The organism is Enterobacter pseudoroggenkampii, assembly GCF_026420145.1.
In the GTDB taxonomy this organism is placed as follows: Bacteria; Pseudomonadota; Gammaproteobacteria; order Enterobacterales; family Enterobacteriaceae; genus Enterobacter; species Enterobacter pseudoroggenkampii.
Genome location: NZ_JAPMLV010000001.1, coordinates 2,345,852 through 2,361,189, shown reverse-complemented (window position 1 = coordinate 2,361,189; position 15,338 = coordinate 2,345,852). Strand labels below are relative to the sequence as shown.

Here is a 15,338-nt window from a genome sequence, read left to right as displayed (position 1 = left end):
TCGATTCCGTTTTGAATGCAAGGGAATCCGTCGCTAACTGGTTTATTATTAATCAGTTAGCGATGAAGCGCTTCTCATCCGTCAGAACCTGCAGCAGCAGGCTCAGCTGCGGCTTCTGGTCTTTCAGTCGTTCACCCTGCAGGTTATACGTCTGATAATTCCCGTTGTTGTTCAGCACCAGCGTCAGCTTCGGCGTAGTCACCACCAGCGTATTATTACCCGCAGCCGTGACCCAGTTATGGCGGCGCGCGGCGCTGAAGAGATCCTGGCCCTGCGAATACTCGTTTGCTGGCGTGCTGACGTGCAGCAGGCGTTGCATCAGGGTGGTCATCACATCTTTATGCTCGGTAAGCATATTGATGCGCTGCGCCGGGGTGCCCGGCCAGTGGATCACCAGCGGAACCTGCAGGTTCGGGCGTGACCAGCTCATACTCTTCGTCTCGTCACCTAACGGGACGCCATGGCCTGCGGTCACGATCACCACGGTGTTATCAAGCTTGCCGGACTCACGTAGCGCGTCAAGCACGCGACCAATCTGCGCATCAACATCACCCGCCGCGCGGCCGTAGCGGCGCGCAAAATCACTCTTATTGCTGTTTGCAAGCGTTGTGCCGTTAAAGGCAACCCATGAGAACCAGCGGTTATCTTCCTGGGCGTAGCGCTGCAGCCAGTTTATCCATTGGCTGGCGGTCTGCGCATCAGACTGATTTTGTGCCGTCGGCAGTGAGAAATCAGACAGCAGCGCCTGGCGGTAGAGCGGGCTGTTAAAGCCATCGGATGAGAACAACCCTAACTGATAGCCCTGCTGATTCAGCCCGGTGATCAGCGCCGCAGGTGTGCGGGTAGACAGTACGCCGTCCATATAGCCGGCTGAAATGCCATAGAAGAGGCCAAAGATGCCCGCGTCGGTTGTGTTACCGGAGCTCATATGTTGAGTAAACGAGACGTTTTGACTCGCGAAATTGGCCAGCGCAGGCATCTGCTTCTCGTAACGGGAATAGTTCAGTCCATCGACGGTGATAAGCAGGACGTTTTGGCCTCGTCCCATATCGCGGTAGTTCAGGTCGCTCAGAGGATACTGCACGCTGACAGCTTCCGGGTTACCCTGCTCGATAAGACGGCGCTGATATTCCTGCGCATCAAGCAGGCCGTGTTTTTCGAGGAAGCGACGGGCCGTCATCGGATATGAGAGCGGCAGGTTCGCGCGCTGCATGGTAATAGGGCGATAGAAGTTCGCATCCGCCCAGATATACATGATGTGCGAACTGATAAAGGAGACGAAGAAGAGCGCGGCGACGGGCTTCGCGTAGTGGCGTCGGCGGGTCAGGCTACGCAGTTTTTGCCAGCTCCAGGTGGCAAACAGCATCTCAATCAACAGGATCACCGGGACGCTGATAAACATCAGCTGCCAGTCACGGGCCGTTTCGTTCTGGTCGGGGTTAATCACCAGTTCCCAGACGATGGGGTTGAGATGCAGGTGGAAGCGGGTGAACACTTCACTGTCGATAAGCAGCAGCGTCATCCCCACCGTCGCAAGGATGGCGGACAAGAATCGCATCAGACGCTGCGACATGACGATAAACGTCAGGGGGAACAGGATCAGCAGATAGGTGGCGAAAACCAAAAAGCTAAAGTGACCGACAACGCTTATCCAGGAGTAGATACGCCCGGTGAGCGTTGTTGGCCAGTCTGCGACAAACAGATAACGACAGCCAATGACCGTCGCCAGCAGAATGTTGAACAGGGCAAACCAGTGCCCCCAGCTGACCATCTGGGAGACTTTTTCACGGTAGCGCTGACGATTCGTCACCATAAACTGTTGTTCGTATCCCTTAATGGGCCGGGTCGTTGCTGACGGACGACTGTAAAGCCTGGGCGAACGATTTTGCGATCGCCTGACGCTGAGCCGGAGCAACGCTGGTGTTAATCAGGTTGGTGACCATATTTCCCAAAACCATCAGGGAGAGATCGGTCGGCGTTTTATGTTTTTCCAGTACGTTGACCAGCTCACTGAGCAGTTGTTCAACGTGTTCATCACTGTAGCGGGAATGTTGTGGCATAAATCAAAATCAGTTTGTTGATGAAAGGGCAACATATTACCGTAGCAACAGCTTTTTTTCCCCTTTTTTATCTGTTGTTGCACACATGTCCTGGTGGTGGTTGAATACCGCCCGGTCTAAAAGGAGAGTTTATCATGAGTCTGGAAATCAACCAGATTGCCTTGCACCAGCTTATCAAGCGTGATGAGCAAACCCTTGAAGTGGTGCTGCGCGATTCGTTACTGGAACCCACGGCGACCGTTGTGGAGATGATGGCAGAGCTGCATCGCGTCTACAGCGCCAAAAATAAAGCCTATGGGCTGTTCAGCGAAGAGAGTGAGCTGGCCGATAGCCTGCGCCTGCAGCGTCAGGGTGAAGAGGATTTTCTGGCGTTTAGCCGTGCGGCAACCGGGCGTCTGCGCGACGAGCTGGCGAAATATCCGTTCGTCGACGGGGGGATCGTGCTGTTCTGCCACTACCGCTATCTGGCGGTCGAGTATCTGCTGGTTACTGTACTGAATAACTTAAGCAGCATGCGCGTGAACGAGCAGCTGGACATCAGCTCGACGCATTATCTGGATATCAACCATGCGGATATCGTGGCGCGTATTGATTTGACCGAATGGGAAACCAACCCGGAGTCGACCCGCTACCTGACATTCCTGAAGGGGCGCGTGGGCCGCAAAGTGGCGGATTTCTTTATGGACTTCCTCGGTGCCAGTGAAGGGCTTAACGCCAAAGCGCAGAACAAAGGGCTGCTCCAGGCGGTTGACGATTTCACAGCAGAAGCGCAGCTCGATAAATCCGAGCGCCAGACGGTGCGCCAGCAGGTTTACAGCTACTGCAACGAACAGCTGCAGGCAGGGGAAGAGATTGAGCTGGAGTCGCTGTCAAAAGAGCTGGCGGGCGTCAGCGAAGTCAGCTTCCAGGAATTTACCGCAGAAAAGGGCTATGAGCTTGAAGAGAGCTTCCCGGCGGATCGCAGCACGCTGCGCCAGTTAACCAAGTTTGCCGGCAGCGGCGGCGGGTTAACAATCAACTTTGATGCGATGCTGCTGGGGGAACGTATCTTCTGGGATCCGGCCACCGATACGCTGACCATTAAGGGGACGCCGCCGAATCTGCGCGATCAGCTTCAGCGCCGCACCTCGGGCGGTAAATAGCAGGCACAAAAAACCCCGCAGAAGCGGGGTTTTTTTCGACAGGTTTGCGATTACGCGCGAACGAAGTCGATGTGAGTCAGTTTTGGCTTGAACGCGTGACGCTGAACAGCCTGAACTTTCACTTTTTCTTCTTTACCGCCAACAACGATGGTCAGAACTTCGCTGTAGAATTCAGCTTTGGTCTGCAGGTTCCACAGTTTGTCGTGATCCAGTTCGATTGCAACTGGAGCAGCTTCGCCACCGTAAACGATAGCCGGGAACTTGTTAGCGGTACGCAGGCGGCGGCTCGCACCCTTACCCTGCACGTTACGTACTTCTGCTTCGATAGTAAACATTGATTTCTCTCTGTATTTAAAACCCTACTACAGGCGACCCAGCAGCAGGTGAGTGTTCTGCCTCACGGATGTGAAGCGGGCGGCATTTTATACTCAAATGCCCCTCACATCAATGAAAAGTCCCGCTAACCGCGCAATTCATTGGCGCGACGGAAGCGACCTTCGTAGTCAAAGAGTTTCTCGCGCACCTGCCAGAACTGGCCTTTCTTACGGGCGACCACAAAATCCGGATGGCGCAACAGCACCTGCTGGCGCACGATATCGGCCACGGTGATCCAGCGCAGGGGCACGCCCGGGGTGCGGGTGTGCGGGCGGATAAACAGCTGTTCGAAGGCCGTTCGCTGGGCAGGCGTCTGGACCCGGAAGCGCTCGCTGACGTCCGCCCCGTCTTCGTCGTAATAGGTGATTTTCAACCATTCGCCTTTTTCATCGGCGCCGGGCTGCAACGCCATGCCGGAACAGCGCAGTACCAGCGCATCTTTCAGCTTTAATGCTGCTTTCAGCATGTCGTCCGGGTCAACCAGCACCGTGTCACATTCCCGACAGCGGCGAGCGGCAATGTCGTTTTCGGCGTTGCACTGCGGGCAGTTTTTAAAGCGGAAACGAAAATCGCACTGCTCGCGATGCCCGTCATCATCTTCAAACCAGCCCTGACAGCGGCGGCCAAAATGTTCGATCAGCGTGCCGTCGGCGGTGGTTTTGCCCCAGAAAGTGTTGGCAAACCCACAGGCAGGGCAAAAGACCTGCACGGGCACGTTGTCGCTTTTCCCTTTTGGCGCGCCGACTTCAGGCGTATAGAGATCGTGCGGGTTACCTGCATAATCCAGAATCAGGCAGTCGGTTTTCCCGGGGGCCAGGCGCAGGCCGCGGCCAACAATTTGTTGATACAGACTCACCGATTCGGTCGGGCGCAAAATGGCGATCAGGTCGACGTGCGGTGCGTCAAAGCCGGTGGTCAATACCGACACGTTAACCAGATAGCGGAACCGCTGGGCTTTAAACGCGTCAATCAGGCTGTCGCGCTCCGGGCCGGGCGTCTCGCCGGTGATGAGCGCCGCGTCGCCGGAAGGCAGTAACCCGGTGATTTCCCGCGCGTGCTCAACGGTGGCGGCAAAGATCATCACCCCTTTGCGCGTCTGCGCAAACTCCTCTATCTGGCTGATGATGTGCGGCGTAATACGTTTCTGCTTTTTCAGCTCCTGGTTAAGATCCGCTTCGCTGAATAACCCGTTGCTTTGCGCCTGCAGGCGGCTGAAGTCGTACTGCACCACCGGCATATCCAGCCGTTCAGGCGGCGTCAGGTAGCCATGTTTAATCATGTAGCGCAGCGGAAGCTCGTAAATGCAGTCGCTAAACAGGGCCTTGTCATCGCCGCGCACCATGCCGTGATAATGGTAGCGATAGATCCAGCCTTTCCCCAGGCGAAACGGGGTCGCCGTCAGGCCCAGCAGGCGCAGGTGAGGGTTCACCTCTTTCAGGTGTGACAGGATTTGCTGATACTGGCTGTCGTCGTCATCGCTGATGCGGTGACATTCGTCGACAATCAGCAGCGAAAATTCGCTGCGAAACAGATCCAGATTGCGGGCCACCGACTGCACGCTGCCAAACACCACTTTGCCGTGGCTCTCTTTACGCTTTAGCCCGGCGGCGAAAATATCGGCTTCCAGCCCAAGCGCACAATACTTGGCATGGTTTTGCGCGACGAGCTCTTTAACGTGCGCCAGCACCAGCACGCGGCCGCGGGCCAGACGCGCCAGTTCGGCAATGACCAGGCTTTTGCCTGCGCCGGTCGGGAGCACAATCGCCGCCGGCTCGCGATGTTTACGGAACCAGGCGAGGGTGGCGTCAACGGCTTCCTGCTGATAGGGACGAAGTGTAAAAGTCATGGGGTCTCGGTTTCGTTATTCCGCACATAGTATGCCACGAAACTTTTTCCCTTGAGTGGCGCAACCAGACCATTATACTGAACCGTTCCAGACTGCTTCTTTTTTCGGACCTGTTGTCCGACTTCCTGCACCATTAAGGCTAAAAAGATTTCATGCGACTTGATAAGTTTATCGCTCAGCAACTCGGCGTAAGCCGCGCTATTGCCGGGCGCGAAATTCGCGCCAGCCGCGTTACCGTGGATGGCGACATTGTGAGAGACAGCGCGTTCAAACTGCAACCTGACCATCAGGTGGAGTATGACGGCAATCCGCTGACCCAGCAGCACGGTCCGCGCTACTTCATGCTCAATAAGCCGGAAGGCTACGTCTGCTCAACGGACGATCCGGATCACCCGACGGTGCTCTATTTCCTCGACGAACCGGTGGCGCACAAGCTGCATGCCGCAGGCCGCCTCGACATCGACACCACCGGTCTGGTGCTGATGACCGACGACGGGCAGTGGTCGCACCGCATCACCTCTCCACGACACCACTGCGAGAAAACCTACCTCGTGACGCTGGAGTCGCCGGTGTCGGATGACACGGCAGAGCACTTCGCGAAAGGCGTTCAGCTGCATAATGAAAAAGATCTGACTAAACCGGCGGTGCTCGAAGTCATCACCCCGACCGAGGTCCGCCTGACCATCAGCGAGGGGCGCTACCATCAGGTGAAACGTATGTTTGCCGCGGTGGGGAACCACGTTGTTGGCCTGCATCGCGAACGGATTGGTGCGATTGAACTCGATCCCGACCTGGCGCCTGGCGAATATCGCCCGTTAACGGAAGAAGAGATCGCCAGCGTCGGTCTGCCTTCGCACTAATTTCAGGAGAACTCTGTGACCACCAGGCCACACTCGTCGTTCAAAATCGTCTTCATTCTTGGCCTGCTGGCCATGCTGATGCCGCTGTCTATTGATATGTACCTGCCCGCGCTGCCGGTCATTTCCGCGCAGTTTGGCGTTCCGGCGGGCAGCGCGCAGATGACGCTCAGCACCTATATTCTCGGCTTTGCCCTCGGCCAGCTTTTTTATGGCCCGATGGCGGACAGCCTTGGACGCAAGCCTGTCATTCTGGGCGGGACGCTGGTCTTTGCGGCCGCTGCGGTTGCCTGTGCGCTGGCGCAGACCATCGATCATCTGATTGTCATGCGCTTCTTCCACGGTCTGGCGGCGGCAGCGGCAAGCGTGGTGATTAACGCCCTGATGCGCGATATCTACCCGAAGGAAGAGTTCTCCCGCATGATGTCCTTCGTGATGCTGGTGACGACGATTGCGCCGCTGGTGGCACCCATGGCCGGTGGTGCGGTGCTGGTGTGGTTTAGCTGGCATGTGATTTTCTGGATCCTGGCCCTGGCCGCGCTGCTGGCCTCCGCGATGATTTTCTTCTTTATTGATGAAACGCTTCCCGTCGAGCGCCGGCAGAAATTCCACATCCGAACCACCATCGGCAACTTTGCCTCGCTGTTTCGCCACAAGCGCGTGCTCAGCTATATGCTGGCAAGCGGGTTCAGCTTCGCCGGAATGTTCTCCTTCCTGAGCGCCGGGCCGTTTGTCTACATCGAACTGAACCACGTTTCGCCGCAGCACTTCGGCTATTACTTTGCGCTTAACATCGTCTTCCTGTTCATCATGACCATCATCAACAGCCGCTTTGTCCGGCGGGTGGGGGCGCTGAACATGTTCCGCGCCGGGCTGTGGATCCAGTTTGTGATGGCGATCTGGCTGGTGGTGAGCGCGTTTCTGGGCGTGGGCTTCTGGGCGCTGGTGGTCGGCGTGGCGGCCTTTGTCGGCTGCGTGTCGATGGTATCATCCAATGCGATGGCGGTGATTCTGGATGAGTTCCCGCACATGGCGGGGACCGCATCATCTCTGGCAGGGACGTTCCGCTTCGGCATCGGCGCTATCGTTGGCGCGTTGCTTTCGATGGCCACCTTTACGACGGCATGGCCCATGCTGTGGGCGATGGCTTTTTGCGCAACCAGCTCGATACTCTTCTATCTTTACGCCAGTCGACCGCGAAAAGCGGCCCACTAAAACACAGAGAAGGCCCGGCAGGGCCTTTTTTGTTGATGCATATCAACCAAACCCCCTTCGTTTATCCCGTGTTTGTTTATTTTATGTAAAATCTATTTGTGTAAAAAGTCACATCATTGTATTCAAAAAGGTTGAGTTAGATCGCAGAAACGGGTACATATAGCGCCGACGCGAGCCTGGAAACGGATAAAAAAGCGCTGAATAGTGCAGGCTGACGATGATGTGTTACTATAAATGTAAATAAATTGTGAAGTAAATTTTGCTTCCGGGGAACGAACGTGAATACATTACAACTTTCTATTGTCCATCGCTTGCCCCAGAGCTATCGCTGGTCGGCGGGTTTTGCTGGTTCGAAAGTTGAACCGATTCCGCAAAACGTCGCGGGCTGTGAAAACTGCCTGGTGGCGCTCAAGCTGTTAAGCCCGAGTGACGAAAATGCCTGGCGGGTGATGGAGCGCCTCAGTCAGGCCCTGACGGATATCGAAGTGGACAGCTCCGTACTGGAGTGCGAAGGTGAGCCGTGCCTGTTTGTGAAAAGCCAGGACGAGTTTGCTGCCACCTGCCGTCTGAAAAATTTTGGCGTTGCCATTGCCGAGCCTTTCTCCGGCCAGTACCCGTTCTGAGCGCTAGTCTGACGACAACAGCTGGCGCGTGTAGCGCTGCGTTGGCGCGCTAAATACGCGCTGGCAATCACCTTGCTCGACCACTTCTCCCTGTCGCAACACTATCACCTGATGACATAGCGCCCGCACCACCTGTAGATCGTGGCTGATAAAGATATAGGCCAGCCGGTGCTTTTCCTGAAGCCCTTTCAGCAGGGCCAGGATCTGCGCCTGAACGGTTCTGTCCAGCGACGACGTCGGTTCATCCAGAATAATCAGCTCTGGTTTCAGGATCAGCGCGCGGGCAATGGCGATACGCTGGCGCTGCCCACCGGAAAATTCCGCAGGGTAGCGGTGGCGCGTCTCGGGATCTAGACCCACTTCAGCCATGACCCGAATGACCTCCTGCTCGCGCTGCTGCGCGCTCAGGCCGGGCTGATGCACGCGCAGACCCTCTTCGATAATCTGTAACACGCTGAGCCGCGGGTTAAGCGAGGAGTTAGGATCCTGAAACACCACCTGCATGCGGGGCCGCACGGGCAGCATCTGACGGCGGTTCCAGCGGTGCAGCGGCATATCGTCAAAGAGGATCTCGCCCTGGGAGGCGATCAGGCGCAGCAGCGCCAGACCGGTGGTGCTTTTACCCGAGCCGGATTCGCCCACCAGCCCCAGGGATTCTCCCGGGCGCAGCGAGAAGCGGATGTTTTTCAATACCGTGTTCCGATCGACAATGCGCCGCAGAATACCTTTGCGGATCGGGAACGAGACGGACAGATCCTCAACGCGCAGCAGCGGTGTGCTGTCAGCCGTGAGAGGAACCGGGTCGCCGGAGGGTTCGCTGTCAAGCAGGCGCTGCGTATAGGGGTGCTGCGGCGCGCTCAGCAGCGTTGACGCGGTATTCTGTTCAACACAGCGTCCGTTTTGCATCACCGCGACGCTGTCGGCCAGCTTTCTCACAATGCTCAGGTTATGCGTAATAAACAGCAGGCTCATGTTCAGCTCGTCACGCAGTTCCCGCAGCAGCGTCAGTATTTGCGCCTGTACCGTTACGTCCAGCGCCGTTGTGGGCTCGTCGGCAATCAACAGTTCGGGGCGCGTGAGCAGGGCCATGGCGATCATCACGCGCTGGCGTTCGCCGCCGGAGAGCTGGTGCGGAAAATCATTCAGCCGTTTGGCCGCGTTACGTATGCCTGTTCGCTCCAGACAGTCCAGAATTTCTCCCCGTGCGGCCTCTTTGCGCATCCCCCGGTGCAGGGAGAGCACTTCATAGAGCTGTTTCTCCAGGCTGTGCAGCGGGTTGAGGGAAACCATGGGCTCCTGGAAGATCATGGCGATTTTGTTGCCGCGAATGCCGCGCAGGGTCTGTTCGTCGGCATGCAGCAGCGAACTGCCGTGAAACAGAATATCCCCCTGCGGGTAGCTCACCGGCGGAGAAGGCAGCAGCCGCAGGATGGAGAGTGCCGAAACGCTCTTGCCTGAACCCGACTCGCCCACCAGGGCCAGCGTTTCACCGGGCTGGATCTGCAGCGACAGGTCGGTGACCACGGTGCGCGTCTCGCCCTGCGTTGAAAAAGCAATCGACAGGTTATCAATACTCAGAAGAGGCTGGGTCATTTTATACCGCCTTGTTCGGATCAAAGGCATCGCGCACGGCTTCGCCAATAAAAATCAGCAGCGACAGCAGCACGGCCACGGAAAGAAAGGCGGCGATGCCTAACCACGGTGCCTGCAGGTTGTTTTTGCCCTGCAGCAGCAGTTCGCCGAGCGACGGGGAACCCAACGGTAGCCCGAAACCAAGAAAATCCAGCGAAGTGAGGGTGGTGATGGAGCTGCACAGAATAAACGGCAGGAAGGTGAGCGTTGCTACCACCGCGTTGGGCAGCATATGGCGGAAGATGATCCCGCGGTCACTCACGCCAAGCGCCTGCGCGGCGCGAATATAGTCGAAATTGCGGGTGCGCAGAAACTCGGCCCTTACCACACCGACCAGCGCCATCCAGCCGAACAGGACGGTGATGCCTAATAGCCACCAGAAGTTGGGCTGTACGACGCTGGAAAGCAGGATGATCAGAAACAGCGTCGGCATGCCTGACCAGACTTCAATAATCCGCTGGCCCCACAGGTCAATTTTCCCGCCGTAGTAGCCCTGAACGGCACCCGCCACGACGCCCATGACGCTTGAGAAGATCGTCAGCATCAGCCCAAAGAGAAGCGAGATTCGCGTGCCGTACAGGATGCGGGCCAGCACGTCGCCGCCGTTCGCATCGGTTCCCAGCCAGTTTTGCGCGGAGGGCGGGGAAGGGAAGGGGGTCGTGGTGGCGAAGTTAATGCTGTTTGCGCCAAAGCGCACCGGTGCCCAGAGCGCCCAGCCGTGCCTGTCGATTTGATCGCGAAGCCACGGATCCTGATATTCAGCCGGGGTCGCAAACGGGCCGCCAAAGTCGCTTTCGGTGTAGCTGGCGATAACCGGCACGTACCAGCGGTCGTTAAAATGCACCAGCAGCGGTTTGTCGTTGGCGATCAGCTCCGAACACATGCTTAAGGCAAACAGCACGGCAAAAATCCACAGCGACCAGTAGCCGCGGCGGTTGTGGCGAAAACGGGCCCAGCGGGCCTGATTGACGGGGCTTAAACGCGGCATCAGCGGCCCTCAAAATCGATTCGGGGATCGACCAGCGTATAGCTGATATCACTGATGATATTCAGCAGCAGGCCAATCAGGGTGAAAATATAGAGTGTGCCAAACATCACCGGATAATCGCGCGACACGGTAGCCTCATAGCCCAGCAGCCCCAGGCCGTTGAGCGAAAACATCACCTCTATCAGCAGCGAGCCGGTAAAAAACATGCCGATGAACGTGGCCGGAAATCCGGCGATCACCAGCAGCATGGCGTTGCGAAACACGTGTTTCCACATGATCTGCTTCTCGCTCACGCCCTTGGCGCGGGCCGTGACGACGTACTGTTTACGAATTTCATCGAGAAAGGCGTTTTTGGTCAACATGGTCAGGGCCGCAAACCCGCCGATGACCGTGGCCAGCACCGGCAGCGTGATATGCCAGAGGTAGTCGGTGATTTTCTGATACCACGGTAGGGAGCTGAAATCGGCGGAAACCAGCCCCCGCAGCGGGAAGAGGTCGAAATAGCTTCCCCCGGCAAAAAAGACGATCAGCAGGACGGCAAACAGAAACGCCGGGATGGCATAGCCAATAATGATGAACGTGCTGCTCCAGATATCGAACCGGCTGCCGTTGTACACCGCTTTGCGGATCCCGAGCGGAATAGAGACCAGATAGATAATCAGCGTTCCCCACAGCCCCAGCGTGATCGAAACCGGCAGGCTTTGCTTGATCAGCGTCAGCACTGACGCACTGCGAAACAGGCTATCGCCAAAATCGAAGCGGATGTAATCCCAGAGCATTTTGAAATAGCGCTCGTGAATCGGTTTGTCAAAGCCGTAGCGGTGGGTGATCTCGGCGATCACTTCCGGATCCAGCCCGCGTCCGCCGCGGTAGTGGCTTTCACTGATATTCCCTACGCCGGTTCGCGCATGGCTGGCGCCCATCCCTTCACCGCCGCCGCCGGGCATGCCGCCGCTGTTGCCAAATTCAATGGCGGCAATGGCCTGATCGACCGGCCCACCGGGGGCGATTTGCACGATAAAAAAGTTAATCGTGATGATGGCCCACAGGGTGGGGATGACCAGCAGCAGACGGCGGAGAAGATAGGCACCCATGATAATTCCTTATCGCCGCTCAGCGGGAAGTCTGGCGGCTTTGTTAACGTCATACCACCAGGTATCAAAGCCCAGGGAGTAGACAGGGCGCACGGCAGGCACGGAGAACTTATCCCAGCGCGCAAGGCGATCTTCGCCCATATACCACATCGGCAGCATGTAGTAGTTCCAGGTTAAGACCCTGTCGAGGGCGCGCCCGAGCGGCAGGAGCTTTTCTTTATCCCCCTGCGCCGCCACGATTTTCGCAATCAGCGCGTCAATCGCCGGGCTTTTTACCCCCGGCGCGTTGTACGAGGAGTCGATGTAGCTGGAGGCCCAGGAGATTTGCAGGTCCGAGCTGGGCCACGGCTGGGCGGGCCACAGGCGCTGCATCATGTCGTAATCACGGCTGCGCATGCGGCTGGTGATCTGCGCGTTATCCACCTGGCGAATGTTCATGGTCACGCCCAGCCGCTCAAGATTGTGCTTAAACGGCAGCACCCACTGATCGTTGCCTCCGGACGAGAGCAGCAGCTCAAAGCTGAGCGGCTTACCCGTTTTGGCATCCACACGCTTTTGATTTTTCAGGTGCCAGCCCGCGTCATCCAGCAGCTTACTGGCCTTCAGCAGGTTGTCACGGTCGTAGCCGTCACCCTTCGATGCGGGCGGCTGAAACACGGTGGTGAACACCTGTGGCGGAACCTCCGCTTTTAGCGGTGCCAGCAGGACCAGCTCGTCGGCTTTCGGGTAATCGCGCGCGGCGTATTCGGTATTCTGAAAATAGCTGTTGGCGCGGCTGTAGGCCCCGTAAAACAGCGCTTTGTTCATCCACTCAAAATCAAAGGCCAGGGAGATGGCTTCCCGCACCCGGCGGTCATTAAATACCGGACGCTGAATATTAAACGCCAGCCAGCGGGTGTCCTGGGCAGACTCATTTTTGTGCTCGTCTTTGACGATATAGCCTTTTGCGAAATTTTTGCCGATATAGCGGGTCGCCCAGTTTTTGGCGCTGCTCTCGACGCGCAAATCGAAGGCCCCGGCTTTGAACGCTTCAAACGCCACGTTATCGTCGAGGTAGTAATCATAGCGAAGGGTGTCGAAGTTCCAGCGTCCGCGGTTTACCGGCAGATTGGCCGCCCAGTAGTCTTTGACGCGGGAATAGACGACATATTGCCCCATGCGCCAGTCGGTAATGTGGTAAGGGCCGCCAGCCAGTGGGGGAGTCGAAAGGGGATCGCTTAGCTTATGATTTTTCCAGAACGATTCAGGCATTACCGGCAGCGAGAACAGGCTCAGCATGTTCTCTTTGTTGGGGTCACTCAGCTCGATGCGCACGGTGAGCGGCGCAATGGCTCTGACGGACGCGCCCTTATATACGATGCGGAACTGGGGCACGCCTTCGGTCATAAATTTATGGAAGGTGAACGCGACGTCGCTGGCCTTCACCGGCGTGCCATCGTGAAAACGTGCCCGCGGGTTAAGCGAGATTTCCGCCCAGGTGAAGTTATCGGCGTAACGCACGTTCTCGGCAATCAGCGGATAGTAGCTGCCGGGTTCATCGTCAGACGTGACAAAGAGCGTATCGTAAAGCGATTCCGTCCGCGCCGCCGCCACGCCGCGCAGGGCGAAGCGGTTGAAGTTGTCGAAGGTTCCCGTGGCGGAAAGCGTCACCTTACCGCCCTTCGGCGCGGCAGGGTTGACGTAATCGAAGTGCGTAAAATTGACCGCGTATTTCGGCTCGCCAATCACCGCGAAGGCGATATTTTCTTTGATGGCTTGCGCCTGGCTGGACAGGCTGGTGAATGCCAACATCAGCAACATAAAGCGCATAAGCATCTCGCGGCGGCTCCCTCTTTTACAGACCGGCTCGGTTAAGCTGAATAATAAGTGACGTCGCGGACAATGTGAAATTAATCGCCCTCGGGCGAAATATCAGGACGCCATTCGCGGAACTGCGCCAGCGGCATCGGACGGCTAATCCAGTATCCCTGCAGGAAGTTAACGCCATGTTCGCGCAGCCAGGCCGCCTGTTCCGGCGTCTCTACCCCTTCGGCGACGGTCGACATATTCAGTCGTCTTGCCAGCGTCAGAACGGCATCCAGCACCGGCGACGTCACGGTCTCAGTACCGATCGCATTAACAAAACCACGGTCTATTTTGAGGTAGTCCATGGTGAAATGCTCAAGGTAAATCAGCGCGCTGTGGCCGGTTCCAAAATCATCAATGGCGATTTCAAACCCTTCGTTATGCAGCCATTCGAAGAGGCTGTTGGCTTCCCGATGATTCAGCATGTCGCGTTCGGTAATTTCCAGCACGATCTGGAAATAATCCGGCGGCAGTAGCGCTTTGAAGGTGCGCATATCGTCCTTGAAGCTTTCCGCATGCAGATGCCCCGGCGCAATGTTAATGCCCACCTTGGCACCCGGGGGTAACAGCGTTTGTAACACGGGTGCATCGTGAATGATAAGGTCAAAGAGATGCAGCGTCAGTGGGACAATCAGCTTCTGCGCTTCGGCAAAATTGATAAACGCGTCAGGCGGAATTTCCCCCATTGTCGGGTGCTTCCAGCGCATCAGCACTTCAAGCCCGGTCATTTTGAGCGATTTGGCATCAACGACGGGTTGATAAACCACGTAAAACTGGCCGCGCTTAATGGCGCTTAAAATCTCTTTACCCGGGTTGAGCCGAATGCTGAGGATGTAGTAGTTAAGCGAACCGGCACAAATGCCGCATACCAGCCCGAAGAACACGGCGTAGAGAATTTCATCGCTGGTCCATGCGTCCGCATACAGGTTGATGGTCAGGGGGACGTCTTTCAGCGTCGCCGTGCGGACCGGGATGTCATGTAATTCGTGCGCATGAACCAGGGTACTGGACTGGGTCGACAATGCGTTATCGCCGATGATGATGGCTATACCCGCGAACTCGTCCTGGCGCTCCGTGTAGAGCAGGTAAGGCGTCAGATTAATATTCACTGAAGTGAACACACCGCCGCCCTTTACTAATGGGTTGCGGTACCAGATCGCAATTGCAGGTTCATCAGGCAGCATGGGGGTACCCGGGAGCAGCGCCATATCGATCGGTTTATCGATATTCAGCTCAGGTATCAGCGTTTCCATCGGGACATTCATCGGGCCTGTGGCGGAAGAGCAGAACGCCATCTTGTCCCTGACCAGCAGGAAGGCGCGAACGTTAATGCTGAAGGCCGCGCGTGAGGTGAGTTCCTGATTGACGTCGTGGCACGTGTTCAGCGTGAGGGGCTGGAGAACATTGACCGCTTTTTTTAAATCGTCGAAATAGCTCCCCATATAGGCGCTTACATCATTCACCAGAGTGTCGAATTTGACTTCCCGCTTGTGGTAACTCCAGGAAAATTGCAGTGAACCCAGGAGCAGGGCGGTGATGAGGCCCGTGATAATACTGAGGATCAGTATCTTACGATTACTGGAGAAGTAGCGGGTGAGCATAGACGTCGTGATTCCTGAAATGCCGCTGGATGTATTCAGTGTAATGGGCAAAAAAAAACA

13 protein-coding genes are annotated in these 15,338 nt (G+C 56.7%); 4 read left to right on the top strand and 9 right to left on the bottom strand.

The window, feature by feature from the left end; genetic code table 11:
• Window positions 1–52 precede the first annotated feature (52 nt).
• Together yejM and OTG14_RS11505 are read right to left on the bottom strand one after the other, a co-directional pair.
• Window positions 53–1,813: an LPS biosynthesis-modulating metalloenzyme YejM gene (gene yejM / locus OTG14_RS11510; RefSeq protein ID WP_048991690.1), complete on the bottom strand. Its 1,761-nt coding sequence runs from the start codon at window positions 1,811–1,813 to the stop codon at window positions 53–55.
• A gap of 19 nt (window positions 1,814–1,832) precedes the next feature.
• Window positions 1,833–2,060: a YejL family protein gene (locus OTG14_RS11505; protein WP_008500958.1), complete on the bottom strand. Its 228-nt coding sequence runs from the start codon at window positions 2,058–2,060 to the stop codon at window positions 1,833–1,835.
• 134 nt (window positions 2,061–2,194) lie between these two features.
• On the opposite strand from OTG14_RS11505, the gene yejK reads away from it, so the two are divergent.
• Window positions 2,195–3,202 carry a nucleoid-associated protein YejK gene (yejK, locus tag OTG14_RS11500; RefSeq protein ID WP_267215085.1) on the top strand — a complete coding sequence of 336 codons (1,008 nt, stop codon included), beginning with the start codon at window positions 2,195–2,197 and terminating at the stop codon, window positions 3,200–3,202.
• Window positions 3,203–3,252: 50 nt separating this feature from the next.
• Here the strand turns inward: yejK and rplY are convergent, their stop codons facing one another.
• Together rplY and radD are read right to left on the bottom strand one after the other, a co-directional pair.
• On the bottom strand, window positions 3,253–3,537 hold the full coding sequence (rplY, locus tag OTG14_RS11495) for a 50S ribosomal protein L25 (RefSeq protein WP_008500956.1): 285 nt from the start codon (window positions 3,535–3,537) through the stop codon (window positions 3,253–3,255).
• A 125-nt stretch (window positions 3,538–3,662) separates the two neighbouring features.
• On the bottom strand, window positions 3,663–5,423 hold the full coding sequence (radD, locus tag OTG14_RS11490) for a DNA repair helicase RadD (protein ID WP_148768845.1): 1,761 nt from the start codon (window positions 5,421–5,423) through the stop codon (window positions 3,663–3,665).
• A 152-nt stretch (window positions 5,424–5,575) separates the two neighbouring features.
• Between radD and rsuA the strand changes: the two genes are divergently transcribed.
• The 3 genes from rsuA to OTG14_RS11475 all read left to right on the top strand — a co-directional run bounded on the left by rsuA (window position 5,576) and on the right by OTG14_RS11475 (window position 8,118).
• Entirely contained in the window at window positions 5,576–6,283 is a 708-nt protein-coding gene (rsuA, locus tag OTG14_RS11485; RefSeq protein ID WP_021241522.1) for a 16S rRNA pseudouridine(516) synthase RsuA, read from the top strand.
• A gap of 15 nt (window positions 6,284–6,298) precedes the next feature.
• Complete coding sequence (locus OTG14_RS11480; RefSeq protein ID WP_045402783.1) at window positions 6,299–7,495, top strand: Bcr/CflA family multidrug efflux MFS transporter; 1,197 nt, start codon at window positions 6,299–6,301, stop codon at window positions 7,493–7,495.
• 278 nt (window positions 7,496–7,773) lie between these two features.
• Window positions 7,774–8,118 carry a YejG family protein gene (locus OTG14_RS11475; RefSeq protein ID WP_008500952.1) on the top strand — a complete coding sequence of 115 codons (345 nt, stop codon included), beginning with the start codon at window positions 7,774–7,776 and terminating at the stop codon, window positions 8,116–8,118.
• A gap of 3 nt (window positions 8,119–8,121) precedes the next feature.
• Here the strand turns inward: OTG14_RS11475 and yejF are convergent, their stop codons facing one another.
• The 5 genes from yejF to OTG14_RS11450 all read right to left on the bottom strand — a co-directional run bounded on the left by yejF (window position 8,122) and on the right by OTG14_RS11450 (window position 15,278).
• On the bottom strand, window positions 8,122–9,711 hold the full coding sequence (yejF, locus tag OTG14_RS11470; protein WP_267215084.1) for a microcin C ABC transporter ATP-binding protein YejF: 1,590 nt from the start codon (window positions 9,709–9,711) through the stop codon (window positions 8,122–8,124).
• 1 nt (window position 9,712) lies between these two features.
• Window positions 9,713–10,738 carry an ABC transporter permease gene (locus tag OTG14_RS11465; RefSeq protein ID WP_024908183.1) on the bottom strand — a complete coding sequence of 342 codons (1,026 nt, stop codon included), beginning with the start codon at window positions 10,736–10,738 and terminating at the stop codon, window positions 9,713–9,715.
• A complete protein-coding gene (locus tag OTG14_RS11460) occupies window positions 10,738–11,832 on the bottom strand; it encodes a microcin C ABC transporter permease YejB (protein WP_024908182.1) in 1,095 nt (364 codons plus the stop codon). Before OTG14_RS11460 ends, OTG14_RS11465 begins: the two co-directional genes overlap by 1 nt.
• 9 nt (window positions 11,833–11,841) lie before the next feature.
• Entirely contained in the window at window positions 11,842–13,647 is a 1,806-nt protein-coding gene (locus tag OTG14_RS11455; RefSeq protein ID WP_267215083.1) for an extracellular solute-binding protein, read from the bottom strand.
• Between the two features lie 74 nt (window positions 13,648–13,721).
• Window positions 13,722–15,278: a cyclic di-GMP phosphodiesterase gene (locus OTG14_RS11450; protein ID WP_024908180.1), complete on the bottom strand. Its 1,557-nt coding sequence runs from the start codon at window positions 15,276–15,278 to the stop codon at window positions 13,722–13,724.
• Between the last annotated feature and the right edge of the window lie 60 nt (window positions 15,279–15,338).